At 72.0% G+C, this 25,222-nt stretch carries 21 protein-coding genes; 19 read left to right on the top strand and 2 right to left on the bottom strand.

Features of this window, described 5'->3' with window-relative positions; all coding sequences use genetic code 11:
• The first annotated feature begins 180 nt into the window (after positions 1-180).
• Genes VNT59_RS20700 through VNT59_RS20710 form a run of 3 tightly spaced genes read left to right on the top strand, consistent with a single transcriptional unit; the run spans position 181 to position 3,885 of the window.
• On the top strand, positions 181-1,845 hold the full coding sequence (locus tag VNT59_RS20700) for an NAD(P)-binding protein (RefSeq protein ID WP_325501665.1): 1,665 nt from the start codon (positions 181-183) through the stop codon (positions 1,843-1,845).
• A complete protein-coding gene (locus VNT59_RS20705) occupies positions 1,842-2,996 on the top strand; it encodes a transketolase C-terminal domain-containing protein (RefSeq protein ID WP_325501667.1) in 1,155 nt (384 codons plus the stop codon). Before VNT59_RS20700 ends, VNT59_RS20705 begins: the two co-directional genes overlap by 4 nt.
• A 1-nt stretch (position 2,997) precedes the next feature.
• A complete protein-coding gene (locus VNT59_RS20710; protein ID WP_325501669.1) occupies positions 2,998-3,885 on the top strand; it encodes a thiamine pyrophosphate-dependent enzyme in 888 nt (295 codons plus the stop codon).
• Positions 3,886-4,111: 226 nt separating this feature from the next.
• Here the strand turns inward: VNT59_RS20710 and VNT59_RS20715 are convergent, their stop codons facing one another.
• Together VNT59_RS20715 and VNT59_RS20720 are read right to left on the bottom strand one after the other, a co-directional pair.
• Positions 4,112-4,525 (bottom strand): Rrf2 family transcriptional regulator, encoded by a 414-nt coding sequence (locus VNT59_RS20715; RefSeq protein ID WP_325501671.1) that lies wholly within the window; start codon positions 4,523-4,525, stop codon positions 4,112-4,114.
• Positions 4,522-5,061, bottom strand: a complete 540-nt coding sequence (locus VNT59_RS20720) for a GNAT family N-acetyltransferase (RefSeq protein WP_325501673.1) — start codon at positions 5,059-5,061, stop codon at positions 4,522-4,524. Before VNT59_RS20720 ends, VNT59_RS20715 begins: the two co-directional genes overlap by 4 nt.
• A 110-nt stretch (positions 5,062-5,171) precedes the next feature.
• Here VNT59_RS20720 and VNT59_RS20725 point away from each other — a divergent pair, with 110 nt between their 5' ends.
• The 16 genes from VNT59_RS20725 to VNT59_RS20800 all read left to right on the top strand — a co-directional run.
• Positions 5,172-7,523, top strand: coding sequence for an acetate--CoA ligase family protein (locus VNT59_RS20725; protein ID WP_325501675.1), 2,352 nt, complete (start codon positions 5,172-5,174; stop codon positions 7,521-7,523).
• Between the two features lie 65 nt (positions 7,524-7,588).
• The gene (locus VNT59_RS20730) at positions 7,589-7,780 is read left to right on the top strand and encodes a hypothetical protein (RefSeq protein ID WP_325501677.1); all 192 of its coding nucleotides are present in this window, start codon (positions 7,589-7,591) and stop codon (positions 7,778-7,780) included.
• Positions 7,777-10,494, top strand: coding sequence for a molybdopterin-dependent oxidoreductase (locus VNT59_RS20735; protein ID WP_325501679.1), 2,718 nt, complete (start codon positions 7,777-7,779; stop codon positions 10,492-10,494). The genes VNT59_RS20730 and VNT59_RS20735 overlap by 4 nt, the downstream gene beginning before the upstream one ends.
• The gene (locus tag VNT59_RS20740) at positions 10,491-11,141 is read left to right on the top strand and encodes a 4Fe-4S dicluster domain-containing protein (protein WP_325501681.1); all 651 of its coding nucleotides are present in this window, start codon (positions 10,491-10,493) and stop codon (positions 11,139-11,141) included. The genes VNT59_RS20735 and VNT59_RS20740 overlap by 4 nt, the downstream gene beginning before the upstream one ends.
• Complete coding sequence (locus tag VNT59_RS20745; protein ID WP_325501683.1) at positions 11,138-11,974, top strand: DmsC/YnfH family molybdoenzyme membrane anchor subunit; 837 nt, start codon at positions 11,138-11,140, stop codon at positions 11,972-11,974. The genes VNT59_RS20740 and VNT59_RS20745 overlap by 4 nt, the downstream gene beginning before the upstream one ends.
• Positions 11,975-12,092: 118 nt before the next feature.
• Positions 12,093-13,361 (top strand): phenylacetate--CoA ligase, encoded by a 1,269-nt coding sequence (locus VNT59_RS20750; RefSeq protein ID WP_325501704.1) that lies wholly within the window; start codon positions 12,093-12,095, stop codon positions 13,359-13,361.
• Position 13,362: 1 nt separating this feature from the next.
• Complete coding sequence (locus VNT59_RS20755) at positions 13,363-13,833, top strand: (2Fe-2S)-binding protein (protein ID WP_325501685.1); 471 nt, start codon at positions 13,363-13,365, stop codon at positions 13,831-13,833.
• Complete coding sequence (hcrA, locus tag VNT59_RS20760) at positions 13,830-16,193, top strand: 4-hydroxybenzoyl-CoA reductase subunit alpha (protein ID WP_325501687.1); 2,364 nt, start codon at positions 13,830-13,832, stop codon at positions 16,191-16,193. Before VNT59_RS20755 ends, hcrA begins: the two co-directional genes overlap by 4 nt.
• Positions 16,193-17,173, top strand: a complete 981-nt coding sequence (gene hcrB / locus VNT59_RS20765; protein WP_325501689.1) for a 4-hydroxybenzoyl-CoA reductase subunit beta — start codon at positions 16,193-16,195, stop codon at positions 17,171-17,173. Before hcrA ends, hcrB begins: the two co-directional genes overlap by 1 nt.
• Before the next feature lie 37 nt (positions 17,174-17,210).
• Positions 17,211-19,553, top strand: a complete 2,343-nt coding sequence (gltA, locus tag VNT59_RS20770) for an NADPH-dependent glutamate synthase (protein WP_325501691.1) — start codon at positions 17,211-17,213, stop codon at positions 19,551-19,553.
• An 11-nt stretch (positions 19,554-19,564) separates the two neighbouring features.
• On the top strand, positions 19,565-21,730 hold the full coding sequence (locus VNT59_RS20775) for an AMP-binding protein (RefSeq protein ID WP_325501693.1): 2,166 nt from the start codon (positions 19,565-19,567) through the stop codon (positions 21,728-21,730).
• On the top strand, positions 21,727-22,512 hold the full coding sequence (locus VNT59_RS20780; RefSeq protein WP_325501695.1) for an enoyl-CoA hydratase/isomerase family protein: 786 nt from the start codon (positions 21,727-21,729) through the stop codon (positions 22,510-22,512). The genes VNT59_RS20775 and VNT59_RS20780 overlap by 4 nt, the downstream gene beginning before the upstream one ends.
• A 35-nt stretch (positions 22,513-22,547) precedes the next feature.
• A complete protein-coding gene (locus VNT59_RS20785; RefSeq protein WP_325501696.1) occupies positions 22,548-23,294 on the top strand; it encodes an SDR family NAD(P)-dependent oxidoreductase in 747 nt (248 codons plus the stop codon).
• A 26-nt stretch (positions 23,295-23,320) separates the two neighbouring features.
• Positions 23,321-24,139, top strand: coding sequence for an enoyl-CoA hydratase family protein (locus VNT59_RS20790; protein ID WP_325501698.1), 819 nt, complete (start codon positions 23,321-23,323; stop codon positions 24,137-24,139).
• Positions 24,139-24,729, top strand: coding sequence for a TRAP transporter small permease (locus VNT59_RS20795; RefSeq protein ID WP_325501700.1), 591 nt, complete (start codon positions 24,139-24,141; stop codon positions 24,727-24,729). The genes VNT59_RS20790 and VNT59_RS20795 overlap by 1 nt, the downstream gene beginning before the upstream one ends.
• Positions 24,726-25,222 (top strand): TRAP transporter large permease subunit (locus VNT59_RS20800; protein WP_325501702.1); only part of this gene is annotated, 497 nt, incomplete at its 3' end. The genes VNT59_RS20795 and VNT59_RS20800, both read left to right, overlap by 4 nt.

Here is a 25,222-nt window from a genome sequence, read left to right on the forward strand (position 1 = left end):
CGTCGCCGCCTGCATCGACGGCTACCGCACCGTGGAAGCCCAACTGGCGGAGGCAGCATGAGCGCCGCCCGGCCGCCCGAAGGCGCGAAGGCCCCCTTGGGGGGCAGCGACCCACACGGAGTGGGGGAGCGTGGGGGCAGCATCAGCGCCGCACGGCCGCCCGAAGGCGCGAAGGCCCCCTTGGGGGGCAGCGACCCGCTCGCAATCCTGCCACCCACCACCTGGACCACCGGCAGCACCGAGGTCTTCAAGACCGGCACCTGGCGCGCCCAGCTGCCGCAGTACGTCAATCCGCCGTCGCCGTGCCACCAGGCCTGTCCCGTCAACGGCGAGATCGCGCGCTGGATCGGGCTGGCGCACCAGCGCGACTTCCGCGGCGCCTGGGAGGTGTTGACCATCAACAATCCGTTCCCGGCGGTCGCCGGGCGCATCTGCCATCACCCCTGCGAATCGGCCTGCAACCGCGGCGCGTACGACGAATCGGTGTCGATCTGCAAGCTGGAGCGCGCCGTGGGCGACATGGCGCTGGCCGAAGGCTGGGCCTATCCGATGCCGGCCGTGGAGCGCGCCGGTCACGTCGCCATCATCGGCGGCGGTCCGTCGGGCCTGTCGGCGGCGTTCCAGCTGCGCCGGCGCGGCTGGCGCGTCACCATCTACGAGCCGCAGCCCGAGCTCGGCGGGCTGATGCGCTACGGCATCCCGTCCTACCGGCTGTCGCGGCCGGTGCTCGATGGCGAGATCGCGCGGATCGTCGCGCTCGGGGTGCAGGTCAAGCGCGAGCGCATCGCCACGCTGGCCGAGTTCGAGCGGGTGCGCGCCGCGCACGACGCGGTGTATGTCGCGATCGGGGCCGGCCGGCCCAAGCGCCTGCCGCAGCTGCCGGCGTCGGCGCCGTGGCTGATCGACGGCGCCGAGTACCTGGCGCGCGCCAATGCCGGGTCGCCGCCGGACCTGGGACGCCGCGTTGTGGTGATCGGCGGCGGCAGCGCGGCGCTCGACGCGGCGCGCAGCGCCCGGCGGGCCGGCCACGACGTGACGATCCTGTCGCTCGAGCGCGCCGACCAGATGCCGGCGCAGCGCGAGGAGGTGAAGGAGGCGCTGGAGGAAGGCATCACGCTGGTGGACGGCGCGATGCTCAACGCCGTCAGGCCGGCCGACGGCAGCGGCATCGTGATCAGCTGCCAGAAGGTGACCTTCGAGCCCGGTCCGGTGCGCGGCCAGTTCAAGGTGACGCCGGTCGAAGGCGCCGAGTTCACGCTCGCCGCGCACGCGATCATCCCTTCGATCGGCCAGGATCCCGACCTCGCCGCGCTGGCGGCGCAGGTGCCGGCCGAGCGCGGCCTGCTGGTCGCCGACCGGCGCCAGGCGACCGGCGCCGACAAGGTGTGGGCCGGCGGCGACGTGGCGAGCATGGCGCGCTTCGTCACCGAGGCGGTCGGCATGGGCAAGCGGGCGGCGCTGGACATCGATCGGGCGCTGCGCGGCGCGCCGGCCTCCCAGGCGGCGGCCGAGGCGCCGGTGGGCCTGGACGCCATCGCGCTGCACCACCACCCGAAGACGGCGCGCGTGGCGCAGCGGGTGCGGCCGCCGGTCGAGCGGCTGGCCGGCGGGCTGGAGGTGCAGCTGGGCCTCGAGCTCGAGCAGGCGCTGGCCGAAGCGGGGCGCTGCTTCTCCTGCGGCACCTGCACCAACTGCGACAACTGCTTCGTCTACTGTCCCGACCTCGCCATCCGGCGCCTGGACGGCGGCGGCTACGAGGTGCTCACCGACTATTGCAAGGGCTGCGGCATGTGCGTCAAGGAATGCCCCACCGGCTCGATCTCCATGCACGAGGAAATCCGATGATGCAACAGACCTCCATGCTGCTGACCGGCAACCACGCGGCGGCATGGGCCGCCCGCCTGGCCCGGCCGCAAGTGGTACCGGTGTACCCGATCACGCCGCAGACGCCGATCCTGGAGCTGCTGACGGACTTCCATGCGCGCGGCGAAATGCGCGCCGAGATCCTGACGCCGGAGTCGGAGCATTCGGTGCTCTCGGCCTGCGTGCCGGCGTCGCTGGCCGGGGCCCGCGTGTTCACGGCCACCGCCTCGCAGGGCGCGCTGCTGATGCACGAGGTGCTGCATTACGCCAGCGGCGCCCGGGCGCCGATCGTGATGGCCAACGTCAACCGCACGGTGGCCTCGCCCTGGGCGTTCTGGCCGGACCAGACCGACAGCCTGGCCCAGCGCGACACCGGCTGGCTCCAGTTCTACGTCGAGACCGCGCAGGAAACGCTGGACACGGTGCTGCACGCCTTCCGGCTCGCCGAGCAGGTGCAGCTGCCGGCCATGGTCAATCTCGACGCGTTCTACGTCTCGCATGCGCTGGAGCCGGTGCAGGTGCCGGCGCAGGAGGCGGTGGACCGCTACCTGCCGCCGTACGCGCCCGAGCATCGCCTGGACCCCGCCGTCGGCTCGTCCTGGGGCAACGTCGTCGGCCAGGACATGTACTACCGGCACCGCCAGATGATCGAGGACGCGATGGCGCGGGCGATCCCGCTGGCGCAGGAGGCGGACCGTGAATGGGCCGAGCTCAGCGGGCGCAGCCATGGGGTGCTGGAGCGCTATCGCTGCGACGGCGCGAAGGCGGTGGTCGTCACCATGGGCAGCATGTGCGGCACGGCGCGCGAGGCGGTCGACGCCCTGCGCGCGGCCGGCGAGCCGGTCGGCCTGCTGAAGCTGCGGCTGTTCCGGCCGTTCCCGGTGCAGGCGCTGCGGGTGGCGCTCGGCGCCGTGCCGGACGTGATCGTGCTCGATCGCAACCATTCGCCCGGCCTCGGCGGCATCCTGCACCAGGAGCTCAAGGCCGCGCTCTACGGCCTGCAGGCCCCGCCGCGGGTGCACGGCCTGCTGGCCGGCGTCGGCGGCGTCAACGTGTCGCCGGAAGCGATGGCGGCGATGGTGCGGACGGCGCTCGCCGGCGCACCGCGGGTGGAATCCAGCTGGGTCAGGTGACATGAACAAACTGCAACTCAACGAAGACGCGATGCTGTGCTCGGGACACGCCGCGTGCCCCGGCTGCGTCGAGGCACTGTCGGCGCGTCACGTGCTGGCGACCATGGGTCCGAACACCATGGCCGTCATCCCGCCGTCGTGCATGGCGATCATTTCCGGCCCGCAGCCGTTCAGCTCGCTGAAGATCCCGGTGTACCAGCCGACCCTGGAGGCGAGCGCCGCCGCGGCGTCCGGCCTGCGCCGGGCGCTCGACGCCCAGGGCAAGCACGACACGCAGGTGATCGTGATGGCCGGCGACGGCGGCACCTACGACATCGGCTTCCAGTGCCTGTCGTCGGCCGCCGAGCGCAACGAGAACATCCTGTACTTCTGCCTCGACAACGAGGGCTACATGAACACCGGCGCGCAGAAGTCGTCGTCGACGCCGCACTACGCCACCACCGGCTCGACGCCGGAAGGCAAGCTCACGCGCAAGAAGAACCTGATCGACATCATGGCCGCGCACCAGGTGCCGTATGCGGCCACGGCCACAGCGGCGTTCCTGCCGGACCTGATCCGCAAGGTGGAGAAGGCCAAGGCCATGAAGGGCTTTCGGATCATCACGATCCTGATCCCCTGCATCGACGGCTGGGGCCTGACCGACGACGCCGGCCTGCGGGCGGCGCGGCTGGCGGTGGAGTCCGGCGCGTTCCCGCTGTACGAGGTGGAGGACGGCGTGCGCTACACCATCAACCACGAGAGCTGCACGCGGCCGGTGGCCGAGTACCTGGCGCTGCAGCGGCGCTACCGCGGGCTGGACCCGCAGCGCATGGCGTCGCTGCAGTCGGAGCTGGAGGCGGGCTGGGCGCGGCTGCGGCGGATGGCGGAGTTGGGCGCGGCGATGGCCTAAGCGCGCCGATCCGCGGGCCGCGGGAAGAAACCCAACAGCCGAACGCAGAGGTCGCAGAAGTCGCAGAGGGCGCAGAGGTCGTAGAAAGGCCGGAAGAGGAGCTGAAGAGAGAAATCCGTTCTTCCTTCTTTCCCTGGATTCCTTCCGCGCCCTCTGCGCATCTTCGCGTCCTCTGCGTTCGGCTGTTGGGTTTGCTCCGCGTTCCGCGTTCGCCGAACGGTATGTCCTAGCGCTTACCGCCGTTCTGACGATGCACCAGCTGCAGCATGGTCGCGATCGTGATCGAGCTGAACGTCGCCTTGGCGATCTGGTCGATCTCGGCCAGCACCGTTTCCAGTGCCTGGTCGACCGGCGTGCGCGCCGCCTCGTGCCGGTTGCCGGCGCCCGAGTCCTCGAACAGCTGGATCACGTCCATCAGCGTCAGGCGCCGCACGTTCGCCGTGAAGCGATAGCCGCCGCCGACGCCGCGCACCGACTCCACGATGCCGGCGCGCGCCAGTTCGGCCAGCACCTTCGCCAGGTGGTGCGGCGACACGCCGTACTTGTCGGCGATCTCGGCCGCCGGGATGTGGCGCTGCGGATCGGCGGCGAACTCCAGCACGCTGTACAGCGCGAGCGTGGTGTTGACCTGCAGCTTCATCGCCCGGACTCCGCCACCGCCACGTCCATCTCCAGCGGGATCAGCGGCGCGGCCATCATCCCCTGGCTGCGGAAGAACGAAAGGATCAGCGTGTTGTCGTGCGACAGCAGCGTGCGCAGCTTGCGCACGCCGGCGCGCTGCAGCGCTTCGCTCAGCGCCGCCAGCAGCTTGGTGCCGATGCCCGATTGCCGCGCGCGCGGGTCGACGTCGATCGCGAACACCCAGCCGCAGGGCGGCGAGCCGAATTCCCAGTCCCGCACTTCACCGATGAGAAAACCGACGACGCGGCGTTCGGCCAGCGCCACCAGGAACCAGCGCTGCTCGCCGGCGGCGGCGATGCCGTAGCGCTTGTACACGCGCTGCCAGTAGTGGCGCTTCTCGATGCCGGTGACCAGCGTGTCGATCGCGATCACGTGGTCGAGGTCGGCGCGGCGCACCGGACGCACGGTGATGTCGCCGGGCGCCGCGCGGCTGCGCCGGGCCGCTGCGCGGCGTGACGCGGCGGTGGCCGCGGAGGGTGTGGAGGTTCTGGTCAAGAAGTTGCGCTAGATCAAAGCTAATAACGGCATTCCGGTACCAGAATGACCCGAAACTGGCGTGATTCTAGTCCAGGCCTGCTGCGCAGGCACTACCAGGAGACAAAACAATGAGCGAAGTGCACAGCGGGCGTCCGCCCATCCCGTGCGTGGCGGGCCCGGCGCGCGCTGCCATCAACGACATTTTCCGGAAGGCGCACGGCGAGGGGCGGTCCACGCTCTTCGAGCACGAAGTCTACCGGCTGCTCGCCGCGGCCGGCATCGCGTCGACGCCGCGACTCGAGGTGATCGCCGCCGGTGCCGAGCCGGCCGACGAACTCCTGGCGTCGTTCCCCGGCAGCCGGGTGGTCGTGAAGGTCGTCTCCGGCAGCATCGCCCACAAGTCGGACGTCGGTGGGGTCGCCGTCGTGGCCAAGGAGCCGGCGGCGGTGCGCAGCGCCTGCCGGCGCATGCGCGACATTGCCCCGGACGTCGCGGGCGTGATGCTCACCGAGTTCATCCAGGCGGACGGCGCCGGTGTCGGCAGCGAACTCCTGGTCGGCATCCGGAACACGCGTGAGTTCGGCATGGTCATCAGCGCCGGGATCGGCGGCGTCGACACCGAATTGCTGGCTGGAAGCGCCCGCCGCGGGCAGGCCGTCGTGTCCGCCTCGACGGCGCTGACCACGGCCGAGCAATTCCTCGACCTGTTCAAGCCGACGATTGCCTACCGGCGGCTCGCCGGACTGACGCGGGGGGGCCGCCGGCTGGTGGCGGACGAAGCCCTCGTCCAGTGCTTCGGCGGCTTCATCGCGCTCGCCAACAGCCTCGCCGCCGGTGATCCGGAGACCGACTTCGTGATCGAGGAGCTGGAGGTCAATCCCTTCACGTGCTCGGGCGGCTCGCTGGTCGCGCTCGACGGCCTGTGCCGGATCGGCCGGCCGCGGGCCGTGCGCCCGCCGCGGCCGCAGGCCAAGATCGACAGGCTGCTGCACCCGAGCTCGATCGGCATCATGGGTGCATCCGCCACGCGCATGAACTTCGGCCGGATCGTCCTGAAGAACATCATCGCCTCCGGTTACGACCAGTCGCGGCTGCTCGTCATCAATCCGGACGGCCAGGAAGTCGATGGCGTGCGCTGCGCGACCAGCCTGGGGGCGCTCGAGAAAAAGCTGGACCTGCTGATCCTCGCGGTGACAGCCGACGTGGCCTTCAAGGTCATCGACGAGGTGATCGCGGCCGATGCCGCGGAATCGGTGCTGTTGATCCCCGGCGGCATGGGCGAAACCGAGGCGAGCCGGGAACCTGCCCGGCGGATGCTGGAGACGATCGACAGCGCCAGGCGGGCGGGCCGCGGACCGGTCTTCGTCGGCGGCAACTGCCTGGGCATCATCTCGCACCCCGGCAACTTCGACTCCTGGTTCATTCCCGAAGAGCGCCTGCCGAGAACCCAGAAGAAGGCCACGCGCAGCTCGGCGCTCATCAGCCAGAGCGGCGCCTTCCTGGTGACGCGGCTCAGCAAGAATGCCTTCCTCGACCCGGCCTACATGGTCGCCCTGGGCAACCAGAACGACATCACGCACGGCGACATGGTCGAGAGCTTCGCGGCCAACCCCCAGATCCACGTGATCGGGGCCTACGTCGAAGGATTCAAGGACCTCGACGGCCTGGCCCTGGCGCGGGCCGTGCGCAAGGCGACGCTTGCCGGCAAGCAGGTCGTCATCTACAAGGCCGGGCAGTCCGCGGCGGGCAAGCAGGCCGCGATGGGCCACACCGCTTCGATCGCCGGCGACTACGAGGTCTGCCAGTCCGTGCTGGAGCAGGCCGGGGCGCTGGTGGCGAGCGACGTCAGCGAGTTCAGCGACCTTTACTACATGTCGGACTGCATGCGCGAGAAGGTCGTCGGCGGCAAGCGGCTCGGCGCGATTTCCGGCGCCGGGTACGACACGGTGGCCATCGGCGACAGCACCCAGGTGGGCGAGTTCGCGATGTCGCTGGCCGCGATCAGCCCGTCGACGCGGGACCGGTTCATGACAATCCTGGCGGCCAAGAAGCTCGATGCGCTGATGGAAGTCAGGAACCCGTTCGACATCAACCCGGCGGCCGACGACGAGGTTCACCTGCTTTGCGCCGAGGCCATGGCGGCGGAACCGGGCGTCGACGCCGTGGTCGCCGGACTCGACCCGACCTCGCCCGTGGTCAGGTCGCTCAAGCACAGCGCCCGGCCCGGATACGACATCGACAGTCCGGAGAGCATCGTCCAGACGCTGCCGAAGCTGGTTGCGTCGTGTCCGAAACCCATCGTCGGCGTGATCGACGGTGGGCCGCTGTTCGACCCGATGGCCGACGCGCTGATGGAGCGCGGCGTGTGCATCTTCCGCTCCAGCGAGCGCGCCACGCGGGCGCTGGTGCGCTACACCGAGGCGCGGCTGCGCGCGGCCCGGCTGCGCGAGGAGGCAGCGCCCGGCGCCCAGGGCCTTTGACACTGTTTTTGGCAGATCCGTTGCGAATCCGGAGCCTCGGCGCCCGATTGCAAGAAAGGACATCCATGGGATCCACGCTCCAGGCCGGCCCGCGCCACAGCGCGACAGTCGACGTCAGCCGTGATCGAAGCTTCGAGGTCGGGGACCCAGCGCTGGTGAACGCCGCGCCGCTGCCGGTGGGCGACATCGGGATGGCGCGCCGCGAACCGCCGCCGAAGCAGCTTGCCGGCAAGCCGGCGAAGGCGGGACGCTCGTGAACGCTCCGGCCGCCACCACCAAACGCGTGCCGACGTACTGCTACCAGTGCGTCGCCGGCCCCGACCTGCTCACGGTGAAGGTGCAGGACGGCGTCGCCACCGAAGTGGAGCCGAACTTCTGCGCGGCCGCCGTGCATCCTGGCGGCGGCAAGGTCTGCGTCAAGGCGTACGGGCTGGTGCAGAAGACCTACAACCCGAACCGGGTGCTGACGCCGATGAAGCGCACCAACCCGAAGAAGGGTCGCGGCGAGGATCCCGGCTTCGTGCCGATCTCATGGGACGAGGCGCTGACGCTGATCGCCGACAAGCTCAACGGCATCCGGGCGACCGGCCTGACCGACGAATCCGGCTATCCGCGCGTAGCCGCCAGCTTCGGGGGCGGCGGCACGCCCCAGTCGTACATGGGCACCTTCCCGGCCTACCTTGCCGCCTGGGGTCCGGTGGACATGGGCTTCGGCTCGGGCCAGGGCGTCAAGTGCTACCACTCCGAGCACCTGTACGGCGAGTTCTGGCACCGCGCGTTCATCGTCGCGCCCGACACGCCGCTGTGCAATTACCTGATCTCGTGCGGCGCCAACGTGGAGGCATCGGGCGGCGTGGTCGGGGTCTGGCGCCACGCCAAGGCGCGGGTGCGCGGCATGAAGCGGGTGCAGGTCGAGCCGCACCTGTCGGTCACCGGCGCCTGCTCGGCGCAATGGGTGCCGATCAAGCCCAAGACCGATGCGGCGTTCCTCTATGCGCTGATCCACGTGCTGCTGCACGAGCTGCCGCGCGCCAGCCTCGACCTCGAGTTCCTGGGGCGGCACACCGCTTCGCCCTACCTGATCGGTCCGAACGGCTACTACCTGCGCGACCGCGCCACCCGGCAGCCGCTGGTGTGGGACACCGGATCGAACCGCGCCGTGCCGCACGACACCCCCGGCATCACCGAGGCGCTGGACGGCCGCTACGAGGTCGACGCGATCGAGATCGGCCCCGACGACGAAGTGCTGGCGGAGGGCCGGCTCCAGGGCGACACCGCCTTCGCCAGGCTGCTGGCGCACATGCAGCCGTATTCGCCGGAGTGGGCGCAAGCGATCTGCGACGTCAAGGCCGCGACCATCCGCCGGGTGGCCAACGAGTACGCCGAGCACGCCTGCGTCGGCCAGACGATCGAGATCGACGGCAAGACCCTGCCGTACCGCCCGGTCGCCGTGTCGCTGGGCAAGACCGTCAACAACGGCTGGGGCGGCTATGAATGCTGCTGGGCCCGCACCATGCTGGCGGTGCTGGTCGGCGCGCTGGAAGTGCCGGGCGGCACCATCGGCACCACGGTGCGCCTGGTGCGGCCGATGTCCGAGCGGCTGCAGGCGGCCAAGCCCGGCCCGGACGGGTTCATGCACTACCCGCTGAACCCGACCGACAAGGCGCACTGGGCGCCCACGCCCAACATCCGCAACGCGTACCGCACGATGGTGCCGCTGGCCGCCGACGGGCCGTGGAGCCAGGCGCTGGGACCGACCCACTTCTCCTGGATGTTCCTCGACCAGACGCCCAAGGGTCTGCCACGGGTGACGCTGCCGGACGTGTGGTTCGTCTATCGCACCAACCCGGCGATCTCGTTCTGGGACACGGCGGCGGTGGGCGAGAAGATGGCGCGCTTCCCGTTCGTGGTGGCCTTCGCCTACACCCGCGACGAGACCAACCACTACGCCGACGTCTTGCTGCCGGACGCGACCGACCTGGAGAGCCTGCAGCTGATCCGCATCGGCGGCACCAAGTACATCGAGCAGTTCTGGGACCACCAGGGCTTCGCGCTGCGCCAGCCCGTGGTCGAGCGGCGGGGCGAAGCGCGCGACTTCACCGACATCGCCAGCGAGCTGGCCGAGCGCACCGGCCTCACCGACAAGTACGTTGCTTCGATCAACAAGGGCGCCGGCGGCGTGCCGCTGAAGGACTTCGCGCTCGATCCGGCGCGCGCCCACAGCCGCGAGGAGATCTGGGACGCCGTCTGCCGCGCCGCCAGCGTCGAGCTCGGCGAGCCGCAGCCGCGCGGCCTGGACTGGTGGAAGGAGAAGGGCCTGGCGACCAAGCCCTTCCCGCGCAGCGACTGGTACCTGTTCCCGACCATGCGCGAGCGCGGCCTGCGCTTCGAGCTGCCCTATCAGGAGCGGCTGGCGCGCGTCGGCCAGGAGCTCGGCCGCCGGCTGCACGAGCACGACATGCACTGGTGGGACACGCAGCTGGCCGAATACCAGGCGCTGCCGATCTGGAAGGATTTCGCCGCGCCCTGGCAGGCGGAACTGACACGCGCCGGCGGCCAGCCGCAGGACTATCCGTTCTGGCTGCTGACGGCGCGCAGCATGCAGTACGCGTGGGGCGGCAACGTCGGCATGCAGATGATCAAGGAGGTGGCCGACAACATCGCCGGCCACCGCGGCGTGATCATCAACACCCAGACGGCCGCCAGGCTCGGCATCGCCGAGGGCGACGGCATCGAAATCGCCACCCCGCAGCGCAAGGCGCAGGGCCGGGCCGTGCTGCGCCAGGGCATCCGCCCCGACACGCTGCTGCTGATCGGCCAGTTCGAGCACTGGGCCACCCCGCTGGCCAAGGATTTCGGCGTGCCCAGCCTCAACACGCTGGCGAGCATGTCGATGGAGACGACCGATGCCACCGGCTCCGGCGCCGACCTGGTGCGGGTGAGGATCGCCAAGGCGGGAGGACGGTCATGACGCGCTGGGCCATGGTCGCCGATCTGCGCCGCTGTGTCGGCTGCCAGACCTGCACGGCGTCGTGCAAGCACGCCAACGCCACCCCGCCGGGGGTGCAATGGCGGCGCGTGCTCGACCTCGAGGTGGGCGAATATCCTGACGTGCAGCGCGCCTTCGTGCCGGTGGGCTGCAACCACTGCGACGAGCCGGCCTGCCTGCCGGTGTGCCCGACCGGCGCCACCTACAAGCGGGCCGACGGCATCGTCGGCATCAACTACGACGTGTGCATCGGCTGCGCCTACTGCGCCGTCGCCTGCCCCTACCAGGCCCGCTACAAGACCGACCTGGTGGCGTTCGCCTACGGCGGCGAACCGATGGCCAACGAGACGGCGCGCCGCGACGACAGCCGCCGCGCGGTCGCCACCAAGTGCACGTTCTGCGTCGACCGCATCGACAGCGGCCTGGCGCAGGGCAAGCAGCCCGGCGTCGATCCGGAAGCCACGCCGGCCTGCGTCAACTCGTGCATCGCCGAGGCGCTGGCCTTCGGCGACATCGAGGACCCGCAAAGCAACGTGTCGCAGCTGCTGGCCAAGAACCAGCATTTCCGCATGCACGAGGAGCTGGGCACCGGCCCCGGCTTCTACTACCTCTGGGACCAGAAGCGATGACCTACGGACCCGCTCCCTGGCAGCAGGCGCACTGGGACTGGCGCGCCGCCGGCAACTTCATCTTCGGCGGCGCCGGCGCCGGGCTGCTGGCGGCCACCGCGCTGTCGGGCGTCGGCGGCCTGGCCGCCACGCTGCTGACGCTGGCCGGCATGGCGCTGGTCGGCCTCGGACTGCTGTGCGTGTGGCTGGAGATCGGCCGGCCGTGGCGCGCGATGAACGTGATGCGCCGTCCCGGCAGCTCGTGGATGTCGCGCGAGTCCATGGTCGCGCCGCTGCTGTTCGCGCTCGGCCTGGGCGTCGCCGCCGGCCTGCGCGCCTGGGCCCCGCTGCTGCTGTTCGCCGCGCTCGGTTTCGTGTACTGCCAGGGCCGCATCGTGCAGGCCGCCAAGGGCATACCGGCGTGGCGCGAACCGCTGACGGTGCCGCTGTTCGTGGCGACCGGACTGGCCGAAGGCGCCGGGCTGTTCTGGCTCGCCGGCGTGGCTCCCGCGCGCGGCGGCCCGGCGCTGGCGCTGTACTTCGCGGCGCTGCTGGCGGCCCGCTGGCTGCTGTGGCGCGCCTGGCGGCGGCGCATCGCGCCGGTGGCCGCGGTCTACGCGCTGCAGGCGATCGACCCGGCCGGCCGGGCGCTGCAGTGGCTCGGCACGGCGCTGCCGCTGGGCCTCGCGCTGCTGGCGGCGACCGGCATCGGCGGCGCCGCGATCCTGCTGGCCGGCGCCGGCCTGCTGGCCGCCGCGACCGGCGCCTTCTTCAAGTTCACGCTGATCACCCGCGCCGCCTTCAACCAGGGCTTTGCCCTGCCGCACCTGCCGGTGCGCGGCGTGCCGCGCTGACGCCTTCACCAAATCACAACGATGCCAGGAGACAACCATGGGCGCCCATCTGACCGCTGAAACCGGCCGCCGAGCCGGAACCGCCGAGCGCAGCTACCTGCATGCCGACTTCGAGACCATGCCGCGCGAGCGGCTGGCCCGGCTGCAGCTGGAACGGCTGCAGGCGACCGTCGCCAATGCCTACGACAACGTGCCGCTGCTGCGGCAGCGGCTGGATGCCGCCGGCATGCGGCCGGCGGACGTCCGCAGCCTCGACGACCTGCAGCGCCTGCCGTTCACCGTCAAGACCGATCTGCGCGACCAGTATCCGTTCGGCCTGTTCGCCCGCGGTCCCGGCGAGCTGACCCGCCTGCACGCGTCGTCGGGAACGACCGGCAAGCCGACGGTGGTCGGCTACACCCAGCAGGACATCGTCAACTGGTCCGACCTGATGGCGCGCTCGCTGTACGCGGCCGGCGCCCGGCGCGGCGACATCATCCACAACTCCTACGGCTACGGCCTCTTCACCGGCGGCCTGGGCGCGCACTACGGCGCCGAGCGGCTGGGCGCCGTCGTGGTGCCGATGTCCGGCGGCTCCACCGAGCGCCAGATCACGCTGATCATGGATTTCAAGGCGCGCGTGCTGTGCGCCACGCCCTCCTACGCATTGGCGCTGGCCGAGGTCGCCGAGCAGCAGGGCGTCGACCTGCGGCAAAGCAGCCTGGAGATCGGCCTGTTCGGCGCCGAGCCCTGGAGCGCGGCGATGCGGCACGAAATCGAGGAGCGGATCGGGCTCAAGGCCGTCGACATCTACGGACTGTCCGAAATCATGGGGCCGGGCGTGGCCTGCGAGTGCGAATGCCAGGACGGCCTGCACGGCTGGGAGGACAACTTCATCTTCGAGGTGATCGACCCGGAGACCGGCAAGGTGCTGCCCGAGGGCCAGGCCGGCGAACTGGTGATCACCACGCTGACCAAGCAGGCGCTGCCGATGCTGCGCTACCGCACCCGCGACATCACCCGGTTGACGACGGCCCCGTGCGACTGCGGCCGCACCCACGTGCGCATCCTGCGCATCACCGGCCGCAACGACGACATGCTGATCATCCGCGGCGTCAACGTCTATCCCTCGCAGATCGAGGCCGTGCTGGTCGGGCGTCCCCACATCGCGCCGCACTATCAGTTGGTGGTCGAGCGCGAAGGCATCCTGGACAACGTGCGGGTGGAGGTCGAAGCGCTGCCCGGCACGCCGGCCGACCAGTTCCCGGCCGTGGCGCGCGACGTCAAGCACCACATCAAGTCGATGGTGGGCATCACCACCGAAGTGAAGGTGCAGGCGCCGGGCACGGTGCCGCGCTCGCAGGGCAAGGCCGTGCGGGTGCGCGACCTGCGGCCGAAGGAGGCCTGAGATGGCGAGCGGAATGCTGGCGCTCACGGTGAACGGGCGCGCGCGCAGCGTCGCCGCGCCCGGCAGCGCGCTGCTGCTGGAAGTGCTGCGCGACGAGCTGGGCCTGACCGGCACCAAGCAGGGCTGCGACGGCGGCGAATGCGGCGCCTGCACGGTGCTGGTCGACGGCCAGCCGCGCCTGGCGTGCATCACGCTGGCCGCCAGCGTGGCCGGCCGGACGATCGAGACCGTGGAGGGCCTGGTGCGCTCGGGCCGCATGAGCCGCCTGCAGCAGGCCTTCCACGAGCAGCTGGGCACCCAGTGCGGCTTCTGCACGCCGGGCATGGTGATGGCGGCCGAGGCGCTGCTGCGGCGCGAGCCCCATCCCAGCGAGGCGCAGATCCGCGAGGCGCTGTCGGGCAACCTGTGCCGCTGCACCGGCTACGCCAAGATCATCGAGTCGGTGCAGGCCGCCGCCGGAGCGACGCCATGAGGCGCGAGCCGCACGCGCTGCAGCGGCCGGCCGCGCCGCCGACCCATTCGATCGGCGAGCGCACGCCGCTGGTCGACGGCATCGAGAAGGTGACCGGCCGCGCCCGCTACACCGCCGACCTGCCGGTCGGCAGCGCCTTGGTCGGCCTGATCGGCCGCAGCCCGATCGCCCATGGCGTGATCCGCTCGATCGACGCCTCGCAGGCGCTGGCGCTGCCGGGCGTGCGGGCGGTCGTCACCGGCCAGGATTTTTCGGCGCCGTACGGCGTGATCCCGATCGCGCAGAACGAGTGGCCGCTGGCGCGCGACAAGGTGCGCTACCGGGGCGAGCCGCTGTTCGCCGTGGCCGCCGACGACGAGGTGTCGGCACGCGCGGGGCTGGCCGCGGTGCGCGTCGAATTCGACGAACTGCCGGCGCTGTTCACGGCGGCGCAGGCGCGGGCCGAGGGTGCGGTGCTGCTGCACGACGACAAGCCGGGCAACCTGGAGCGCGAGGTGGTGCAGGACTTCGGCGACGTCGAGGCGGGCTTCGCGGCCAGCGACCTGGTGCTGGAGCGGACCTTCGAATGCGCCGAGGTCGCGCACGGCCAGATCGAGCTGAACGCCACCATCGCGCAGTGGGAGCCGGAACGCGAGCGCCTGACCATCCACTCGGTGACGCAGGTGCCCTACTACCTGCACCTGATGCTGGCGCAGACGCTGGGCCTGGACGGGTCGCAGATCCGGGTCGTCAAGCCCTTCGTCGGCGGCGGCTTCGGCCACCGCGTCGAGCCGCTGAACTTCGAAATGGTGGCCGCCGCGCTGGCGCGGGCCGCCGGTGGCGCGGTGAAGCTGGAGCTGACGCGCGAGGAAGTGTTCCTCACCCACCGCGGCCGGCCGCACAGCGAGATGCGGGTGAAGCTGGGCCTGAAGCGCTCGGGCGAGATCGCCGCGCTGTCGGCCGAGGTCGTGCAGCGCGGCGGCGCCTACGGCGGCTATGGCCTGGTCACGATCCTCTATGCCGGCGCGCTGCTGCACGCCTTGTACAAGGTCGGCGCGGTGCGCTACCGCGGCTATCGCGTCTACACCAACCTGCCGCCCTGCGGCGCGATGCGGGGCCATGGCGCCGTCAACGTGCGCTTCGCGGTGGAGTCGCTGCTCGACGAGATGGCGGGCCAGCTCGGCCTCGATCCGTTCGCCGTGCGCCGCGCCAACCTGATCGAGGCGCCGTACCGCACGCTCAACGACCTGCAGGTCAACTCCTACGGCCTGCCGCAGTGCCTGGACGCCGTCGAGCGGGCCTCCGGCTGGCGCGAGCGGCGTGGCCGGCTGCCGCCCGGGCGTGGCCTGGGGCTGGCCTGCTCGCACTACGTCAGCGGCTCGGCCAAGCCGGTGCACTGGAGCGGCGAGCCGCATGCGGTGGTGAACCTCAAGCTCGATTTCGACGGCGGCATCACCATCCTTACCGGGGCCTCGGACATCGGCCAGGGCTCGAACACCTTGCTGACGCAGGTGGTGGCCGAGGTGCTGCTGCTGCCGATGGCGCGCATCCGGGTGGTCTCGGCCGACAGCATGCTCACCCCCAAGGACAACGGCTCGTATTCCTCGCGGGTCTCGTTCATGGTGGGCAACGCCGCCCTGCGCGCGGCCGAGGCGCTCAAGCGGGCGCTGGTCGCCGCCGCCGCCAAGAGGCTGGAAGTGGCCCCCGACCAGGTCGAGTGGGGCGGCGAGTCGTGCTGGGTGACCGGCACCGACAAGGCGCTCGGCTTCGCGCAGTGCGTGCAGGCGGTGCTGGCGGAGTCCGGCACGCTGACCGTCAAGGGGGCCTGGTCGACGCCGCCCGAGACCCAGGGCGGCAAGTTCCGCGGCGCGGCCGTCGGCTCCACGGCCGGCTTCAGCTATGCGGCGCAGGTGGTGGAAGTGCAGGTCGACGAGGACACCGGCGCCGTGCGGGTCGAGCGGGTCTGGGTCGCGCACGACTGCGGCCGCGCGCTCAACCCGCTCGCCGTCGAGGGCCAGGTGCAGGGCGCCGTGTGGATGGGCATGGGCCAGGCGCTGTCGGAAGAGACGCAGTACCACGAGGGACTGCCGGTGCGCTCCAACCTGCTGGACTACCGCATCCCGACCATCGCCGAGACGCCGCCGATCGAGGTCACGCTGGTCGAGAGCATGGACCCGCTCGGTCCCTTCGGCGCCAAGGAAGGCAGCGAGGGCGGGCTGCACGGCTTTCCGCCGGCGCTGACGGCGGCCATCGCCGACGCCCTGGGCCTGCGGCTGAACGCCTTGCCGGTGACGCCGAATCGCCTGCACGAGGCCCTGCTGGCACGGCGCCGCGAACAGAAGCGGCAGGCCGCCAGGCGCCCGCAACCGGAGCAAGCCTGATGCACGCCCTGCCCGAATTCACTTTGCGCCGGCCGGCCGACCTGGCCGAGGCGGCCGGCCTGCTGGCCGCCGATCCGCAGGCGCGCCTGGTCGCCGGCGGCACCGACCTGCTGCCCAACCTGCGGCGCGGCCTCGAGCGGCCGGCGACGCTGATCGACCTGTCCGGCGTCGGCGGCTTCGCGGGCGTCGAGCTGGCGGCCGACGGCGCCGTGCTGCTGGGCGCGGGCGTCACGCTCGCCACCATCGCCGGCGATCCGGCGCTGGCGGCGCAGCTGCCGGCGCTGGCGCAGGCCGCGGCCGGCGCCGCGGCGCCGACGCATCGCAGCGCGGCGACGCTCGGCGGCAACCTGTGCCAGGACACCCGCTGCATCTTCTACAACCAGAGCGAGTGGTGGCGCGCCAGCAACGGCTACTGCCTCAAGCGCAGCGGCGACACCTGCCACGTGGCGCCGCAGGGCGCGCGCTGCCATGCCGCGTTCAGCGGCGACCTGGCGCCGGTGCTGCTGGCGCTGGGCGCGCAGGTGCAGCTGCAGTCGGCGGCCGGCACGCGCTGGCTGCCGCTGGCCGACCTGTACCGCGACGACGGCGCGGCCCATCTCACGCTCGAGCGGCACGAGGTGCTGGCGCGGGTTCGCGTGCCGGCGCCGCCGCCCGGCCTGCGCTCGGGCTATCGCAAGGCGCGCGTGCGCCAGGCGATCGATTTCCCGCTGGCCGGGGTGGCGCTGGCCGTGCTGCTGGAGGGCGGCGTCGTGCGCTCGCTCGCGGTCGGCCTGTCGGGCACCAACTCGCGGCCGCTGCTGCTGGCCGGCACCGGCGAGCTCGCCGGCCGCGCCGTCGACGACGAACTGCTGGCTCGGCTCGGCAAGCTGGTGCAGCAGCAGGTGAGTCCGATGCGCAGCACGGCGACCCCGGCCAACTACCGGCGGCAGGTTGCCGCCGCGCTGGCACAGCGGCTGCTGCGCGACCTCGCCAGCGACTGATCCACCCCTTCCGCCCCTTGCCGGCCAAGGAGATCCGATGGTCCGCATCGTTCGACGCGAACAGTTCTCCGAGCAGACCTTCCTGTGGGAAGTGGCGGCGCCCGACGTCGCGCAGGCCGCGCAGCCCGGCCACTTCGTCATGCTGCGCCTGGACGACGACGGCGAGCGCATCCCGCTCACGGTCGCCGACTTCGACCGCGAGCGCGGCACGATCTCGATCGTGGTGCAGGCGCTGGGCAAGACCACCCGGCAGATGCGCGACGGCTTTCGCGCCGGCGACGAGTTCGCCGACTTCGCCGGCCCGCTCGGCCTGGCGCAGCACATCGAACGCGTCGGCCACGTGGTGCTGGTCGGCGGCGGGCTGGGCGTGGCGCCGATCTTCCCGCAGCTGCGGGCGTTCAAGGAAGCGGGCAACCGCACCACCTGCATCGTCGGCTTCCGCAGCGCCGACCTGGTGTTCTGGGCCGACAAGCTGGCGCAGTTCAGCGACGAGCTGATCCTGTGCACCGACGACGGCAGCCTGGGCCGGCCCGGCTATGTCGACGCCGCGCTGCGCGCCGTGCTGGCCGGCGGCGGCGCCGACCTGGTGGTGGCGATCGGCCCGATGCCGATGATGCACGCCTGCGCCGAGGCATCGCGCCCCTTCGGCGTGCGGACGATGGTGTCGCTCAACACCATCATGGTCGACGGCACCGGGATGTGCGGCTCGTGCCGCGTCACCGTCGGCGGCGAAGTCAAGTTCGCCTGCGTCGACGGTCCCGACTTCGACGGCCACGCGGTGGACTTCAAGGAGCTGCACGCGCGCCAGAAGCGCTTCCAGCGGCAGGAGGCGCAGGCCAACCAGGACCACGCCCATGTCTGCAGCCTGGAAGAGCTGCTGGTCGTGCAGGGAAAGCGCACCTACAAGAAGTACTCGGCGCTGGAGCGCACCCAGGTGAAGATGCCGGAACGCGACGCGGCCGAGCGCGCCTGCAGCTTCGACGAGGTGAACCTCGGCTACGGCCATGCCGAGGCGCTGCGCGAGGCCGAGCGCTGCATCCAGTGCGCCAAGCCGACCTGCATCGAGGGCTGCCCGGTACGCATCGACATCCCGCGCTTCATCCGGCACCTGCTGCTGCGCGACATGGAAGGCGCCGTCGACGCGATCCACGAGTCGAGCCCGTTTCCCTCGGTCTGCGGCCGGGTGTGCCCGCAGGAGAGCCAGTGCGAGGCGCAGTGCGTGCTGGTCAAGGCCAAGATGGAGCCCGTCGCCATCGGCCGGCTCGAGCGCTTCGTCGGCGACCATGCCAGGCCGCGGCCGATGCAACTGCCGGCTCGCGAGCGGCGCCTGGGCCGGGTGGCGATCGTCGGCTCCGGCCCCGGCGGGCTGGCCGCCGCCGCCGACCTGCTCAAGTTCGGCTGCGACGTGACGGTGTTCGAGGCGCTGCATGTGGTCGGCGGCGTGCTGCGCTACGGCATCCCGTCGTTCCGCCTGCCGCGCGACATCATCGAACGCGAGGTGCGGCGGCTGCAGGACGCCGGGGCGCGCTTCGAGACCAACAAGGTCATCGGCAAGACCTTCACCATCGAGCAGCTGACCGGCGCGATGGGCTTCGACGCGGTGTTCGTCGCGGCCGGCGCCGGTGCCCCGGCCTTCCTCGGCATCCCGGGCGAATTCGCGGGCCAGGTCTACTCGGCCAACGAGTTCCTCACCCGCGTCAACCTGATGGGCGGCGATCGCTTCCCGTACCGGGACACGCCGATCAGCGTCGGCCAGCGCGTGATCGTGATCGGCGCCGGCAACACCGCGATGGATTGCCTGCGGGTGGCCAGGCGGCTGGGCGCGGCGCAGGTGCGCTGCGTCTACCGCCGCTCGGAGGCGGAGGCGCCGGCGCGGGTCGAAGAGCTGCGCCACGCCCGCGAGGAAGGCATCGATTTCAGCTTCCTGCACGGACCGGTGGAGGTGCTGCTGGACCAGGAGGGCGACGTGCGGGGGCTGCGGGCGCAGAAGATGGCGCTGGGCGATCCCGACGGGCGCGGCCGGCGCGCGCCGGTGCCGCTGGACCAATTCGTCGAGTGGCCCTGCGAGACGGTGATCTACGCGCTCGGCACGCGGGCCAACCCGATCGTCGGCCAGGCGACGCGCGGCCTGGCGCTGGACCGGCGCGGCTACATCGTCGCCGACGAAGCGACCCAGTCGACCAACCTGCCCGGCGTCTTCGCCGGCGGCGACATCGTGACCGGCGGCGCCACCGTGATCCTGGCGATGGCGGCCGGCCGCCGGGCGGCGCGCGCGATCGCGGCCTGGCTGCAGCAGGGCCGGACCGGCTGGCCGGTCGCCGCCGCGGCCGCCGACGCCGTCGCCCTGCCGGCGGCGCGGCCGGCGGCCGTGCCAACCTAGGAGACCACCGCATGCAGTGCCCCAAGTGCCACGCGCCCCTGGCCGACGAGCGTGACGGCCGCTACATCTGCTGCGCCGATGCGCCGGTCCAGTGGCAGTGCGGACAGTGCGGCAAGATCAGCGAAGGCTTTGCGTTCCCCTACGGCAGCTGCCCCCAGTGCGGCGGCCAGCTGGCGCTGCGCCAGGACGCCCGGCCCGTGCGCGGCGACCGCGCGGCGCTCGAGGCGGTGCGCATGGCGTTCGAGATCGAGCTGGGCGGGCGCGCCTTCTACCAGCACGCGGCGGCCGAAGCCGACGACGAGGAACTGCGCTCGCTGTTCGGCCGCCTGGCGCTGCTCGAAGGCGAGCACATGGAGATCCTGTCGCGGCGCTACCACGTCGAGATGCCGGCGGCGTGGCCCGACTTCCGGGTCGAGACGGCGGCCGTGTTCGCCGACGTCGACCACCGGCCGCACGACCCGGAGAACCTGCTGCGCATCGCCGTCGCGCTCGAGCGGCGCGCCGCCGCCTTCTTCGCCAGCCGCGCCGTGCAGGCGCCGGCCGGCTCGGCCGAGCAGCGGCTGTACATCGAGCTCGCCGCCGAGGAGCGCGGCCACGCCGACCTGCTGACCACCGAATACGAACGCTGGCGCGCCAGCAAGCCGGGCCTGCTGACGCGACTGACGATGCTCGACGCGGCGGCGCGCGATCGCCGCTTGGCGGAGCACCGTCCGCTCAACGCCGCCGCGCTGCTGCTGTCGGCCGCGGGCGACGACGGGGTCGCGCTCGCCTGCGGCGGCCAGCAGCTGACCTACGCCGAACTGCGCGATCGCGTCGCCCGCGCCGCCGCCGTGTGGCATTCGCGCGGGCTGCGTCCGGGCGACCGGGTGGCGATCAAGCTGCCGGACGGCATCGACTGGGTGGTGGCCTTCCTCGGCACCATCTGGGCCGGCGGCGTGGCGGTGGCCGTCAACCCGCAGATCCCGCCCGCGGAGTGGCATTACATCCTGGAGGAGGCCGGCTTCAACGTGATCCTGGCCGAGCGCGCGGACGACACGCCGGCGCCCTGGCGCGAGCGCGTGATCCTGGTCGAGGAGGGCCGGCGCGCCGTCGCCGCCGCGCAGCCGACGCCGCCGCACCCGGCGAGCGACGACACGGCGGCCTTCTGGTGCCACTCGTCCGGCACCTCGGGCAAGCCCAAGGCGGTGGTGCACGGCCATGGCTTCGCCCGCGAGATCGAGCGCGTGTCGCGCGAGCGCCTGGGCATCACCCCGGCCGACCGGCTGTTCGCCACCTCGCGCCTGTTCTTCTCCTACCCGCAGACCAACAGCCTGTTCGCCGGCCTGAAGATCGGCGCGACCGTGATCCTCGATCCGCGCTGGCCGACCGCGGCCTCGGCCGTGGAGACGGTGGAGCAGCTGCGGCCGACGGTCTTCTTCAGCGTGCCATCGCTGTACCGCAACCTGCTGCATGCGGGACTGGCCCCGCGGCTGGCGGCGGCCGGTGTCCGGCTCTGCGTCTCCGCCGGCGAGGCCCTGCCGGCGAGCCTGCGCGCCGCCTGGCGCGACGCCTGCGGCTTGCCGATGGTCGACGGCTACGGCGCATCGGAGACGCTGGTGCTGGTGCTGACGGCGGCCGACGGCGACGACGGGCTGCAGCCCTCGCCGGGCATCGAGATCCACCCGCTCGATCCGGAAGCGGCCGCGGCCGGCATCCCGACCCGCCTTCGCATCCGCGTGTCGACGCTGGCGCTGGGCTATCTGGACCGGCCGATCGCGCAGGCCGAATCCTTCCGCGACGGCGCCTTCTGCCCGGCCGACCTGTTCCTGCGCACCCAGGGCGGCGGCTGGCGCTTTGCCGGCCGCGAGGACTCGCTGATCAAGATCAAGGGGCGCTGGGTCAACCTGGTGGAACTGGAGGAAAAGCTGGCGGCCGGCGTGCCCGGCCTGCTGGAAGCGGGCTGCGTGTGCGTACCCGATGCCGATGGCGTCGACTGCGTCGCGCTGTTCTACGTGGCGCGCGAGGGCCAGGACGGCGACGTCGAGCGGGTGCTGCGCGAGCGGGCCGCCGCCATGCCGCCGTACCAGCGGCCGGGCATCTGGCAGGCGGTGCCGGTGCTGCCCCGCACGCCCACCGGCAAGCTGCTGCGGCGGCGCCTGGCCGATCTGCTGCCGACCCCGCGGGTCGCCGCGTCATGAGCACCGTCGCCGCCGGCAGCCCGGTGCAGGTCGAGCGCAGCGAAGGGATCTGCACGGTGACCCTGGCGCGGCCGCCGGTCAACGCGCTCGACGACGCGCTGGTCGACGCGCTGCAGTCGGCGGTCGCCGCAGCGTCGGCCGACCGGGATCTCAGCGTGCTGCACCTGCGCAGCAGCGCCCGGGTGTTCTGCGCCGGCGCCGACCTGGCGCTGATGCAGCGCAGCATCCGCACGCCGGGCGGCGTGGAGGAAATGCTGGCGCTGGTCGGCCGGCTGCAGGAGCTGGCCTGGTGCATCGAGCGCTCGCCGCTGGTGTCGATCGCCGAGATCGGCGGCGCGGCGCTGGGCGGCGGCTTCGAGCTCGCGCTGGCCTGCGACCTGCGCATCGCCGCGCAGGAAGCGAAAGTGGGCCTGCCCGAAGCCGCGCTCGGGCTGCTGGCGGCCGCCGGCGGCACCCAGCGGCTGACGCGGCTGGCGGGTCCCGGCATCGCCAGGCGCCTGATCCTGGGCGCCGAAACCGTCGACGGCGCCACCGCCGAGCGCCTCGGGCTGGTCCAGTGGTCGCTGCCGCGCGCCGAACTGGCGCCGGTCGCGCGCGCGTTGGCCGAGCGCATCGCCACGCTGCCGCGCGCGGCGACCGGCGCCGCCAAGCAGTGCATCGCCGCGGCCCAGGACGAGGGCCGCGACGGCTTCGCCGAAGAGATTGCCCACACGCGCCGGCTGTACCGCCATCCGGTCACGCGCGCGCGCGTGGCCGCCTTCCTGGCGCGCAGTCCGCGCTGATTCCGGCCACCACTTCTTCACTCGAGGAGACATCCATGAAGCTCGAACAGCGCACCGCCCTCGTCACCGGAGCGGCTTCGGGGATCGGCCGGGCCACGGCCCAGGCGTTCGCGCAGGCCGGCGCCCGCGTGCTGCTGGCCGACATCGACGAGGCCAGGGGGGCCCAGGCGGCGGGCGAGCTGCGCGCCGCCGGCCACGGCGCCGAATTCCTGCCGGTGGACCTCACGTCGGCCGCTTCGGTGGACGCGCTGGCAACCCGGGTCATGGAGCGCTTCGGCGTGCCCGACGTCATCGTCAACGGCGCCGGCTGGGGCCAAACGCATCCGTTCTGGGAAGGCACGCCGGAACTGTGGGACCGGGTGATCGCGCTGAACTTCGTCGGCCCGATGCGCCTGACCAAGGCGCTGCTGCCGGCCATGATCGAGCGGCGCGGCGGCCGGATCGTCAACGTGGCGAGCGACGCCGGCCGGGTCGGCAGCCTCGGCGAGACCGTGTATTCGGGCGCCAAGGGCGGCCTGATCGCCTTCACCAAGGCGCTGGCGCGCGAGGTGGCGCGCTACCAGATCAACGTCAACTGCGTCTGTCCCGGTCCGACCGACACGCCGCTGATGGCCGCCGTGCCGGACAAGGTGAAGGACGCGCTGACCAAGGCGATCCCGTTCCGCCGCCTCGGCCGTCCCGAGGAAGTCGCCGACGCGATCCTGTTTTTCGCCAGCGACCGCGCCGGCTACGTCACCGGCCAGGTGCTCAGCGTGAGCGGCGGCCTGACGATGGCCGGCTGACCCACGGATCAACGAGGAGACATTCGATGAAGCGCATCCAGCTTGCCGGCTACCGGGCGACCCACTTCGGCTATTCGGTCGAGGGCAAGGTCGCCACCATCACGCTCAACCGGCCCGAGCGCAAGAACCCGCTGACCTTCGAGTCCTACGGCGAACTGCGCGACCTGTTCCGCGAGCTGGTCTACGCCAGCGACATCAAGGCCGTGGTGTTCACCGGCTCGGGCGGCAACTTCTGCTCCGGCGGCGACGTGCACGAGATCATCGGTCCGCTGGTGAAGATGGACATGCCCGAGCTGCTGCAGTTCACGCGCATGACCGGCGACCTGGTGAAGGCGATGCGGGCCTGCCCGCAGACCATCGTCGCCGCGATCGACGGCGTCTGCACCGGCGCCGGCGCGATGATCGCCTGCGCCTCCGACCTGCGGGTGGCCACGGCGCGCAGCAAGCTGGCCTTCCTGTTCGTGCGGGTGGGGCTGGCCGGCGCCGACATGGGCGCCTGCACGCTGCTGCCGCGCCTGATCGGCCTGTCGCGCGCCGCCGACCTGCTGTACACGGGCCGGGTGGTCGGCGGCGACGAGGCCGAGCGCTTCGGCTTCTACAACCGGCTGGTCGAGCCCGATGCGCTGCTGGCATCGGCCACCGCGCTGGCACGCGAGCTGGCCGACGGCCCGACCTTCGGCCACGCCATGACCAAGACCATGCTGTGGCAGGAATGGAGCTCGGGCCTGGGCGAGTGCATCGAGGCCGAGGCACAGGCCCAGGCGATCTGCATGCAGACCCGGGACTTCGAGCGCGCCTACCACGCGTTCGCCGCCAAGAGCAAGCCCCAGTTCGAGGGCAACTGATGGACGGCGCCCGACCGGCCGCGCCGGCCGCCCTGGCCGCGTCGGGACCCGGTGCCGGGGCGCCGCCGGGCGCCCAGCTGCCGCCGCTGCCGCTCGGCCCCTTCGGCGCGCGGCTGCTGCTGGTGTGCCAGGCGGCGGCCGTCCTCGGGGCACTGGTGTTCACGGCGCTGGTGGCGATGTCGATCGTCTCCATCACCGGCCGCAAGCTGTGGTCGGCGCCGGTGCCAGGCGACGTGGAACTGCTGCAGATGTGCTCGGCGTTCGCGGCGTCGGTGTTCTTCGCGTACTGCCATCTGAACGGCGGCGACGTCAAGGTCGACTTCTTCACCGACCGCCTGCCGGCGCCGCTGGTCCACGGGCTCGACGCGATCGGGTCGCTGCTGGTCGGCCTGTTCGGCTTTCTGCTGGCGTGGCGCACCGGCGCCGGCGCCTGGATGGTCGGCCAGGCCGGCGAGACCTCGATGATCATCGGCGTGCCGCTGTGGATCGGCCAGGCGCTGATGGTGCCCGGCTTCCTGCTGCTCGGTGTCGCCGGCTGCTACATGGCCGGCCGGCACGCCGCGCGGGCCCGCCGCTGGAGGCGGCCATGAGCGGCATCCAGTCCGGGCTGGTCCTGTTCGGCGTGCTGATGCTGCTGCTGCTGGTGCGGGTGCCGATCGGCATCGGCATGTTCGCCGTCGGCGCGGCCGGCTATGTCTGGTTCACCGGCGGGCAGTGGACGCCGCTGCTCAATTCGCTGAAGAACCTTGCCTATGCACGGCTGTCGAACTACGACCTGGTGGTGATCCCGCTGTTCCTGCTGATGGGGCAGTTCGCCACGCACGGCGGGCTGTCGCGTTCGCTGTTCCGCTTCGTCAGCGCCTTTCTCGGCCACTGGCGCGGCGGCGTCGCCATGGCGGCGGTGGGCGCCTGCGCCGCCTTCGGCGCGATCTGCGGCTCCTCGCTCGCCACCGCCGCCACCATGGGCCAGGTGGCGCTGCCGGAGCTGGACCGCGCCCGCTATTCGGGATCGCTGGCCACCGGCGCGCTGGCGGCGGGCGGCACGCTGGGCATCATGATCCCGCCGTCGGTGCCGCTGGTGAT

The sequence above is a fragment of the Ramlibacter sp. genome (assembly GCF_035554825.1).
GTDB lineage: Bacteria > Pseudomonadota > Gammaproteobacteria > Burkholderiales > Burkholderiaceae_C > Ramlibacter.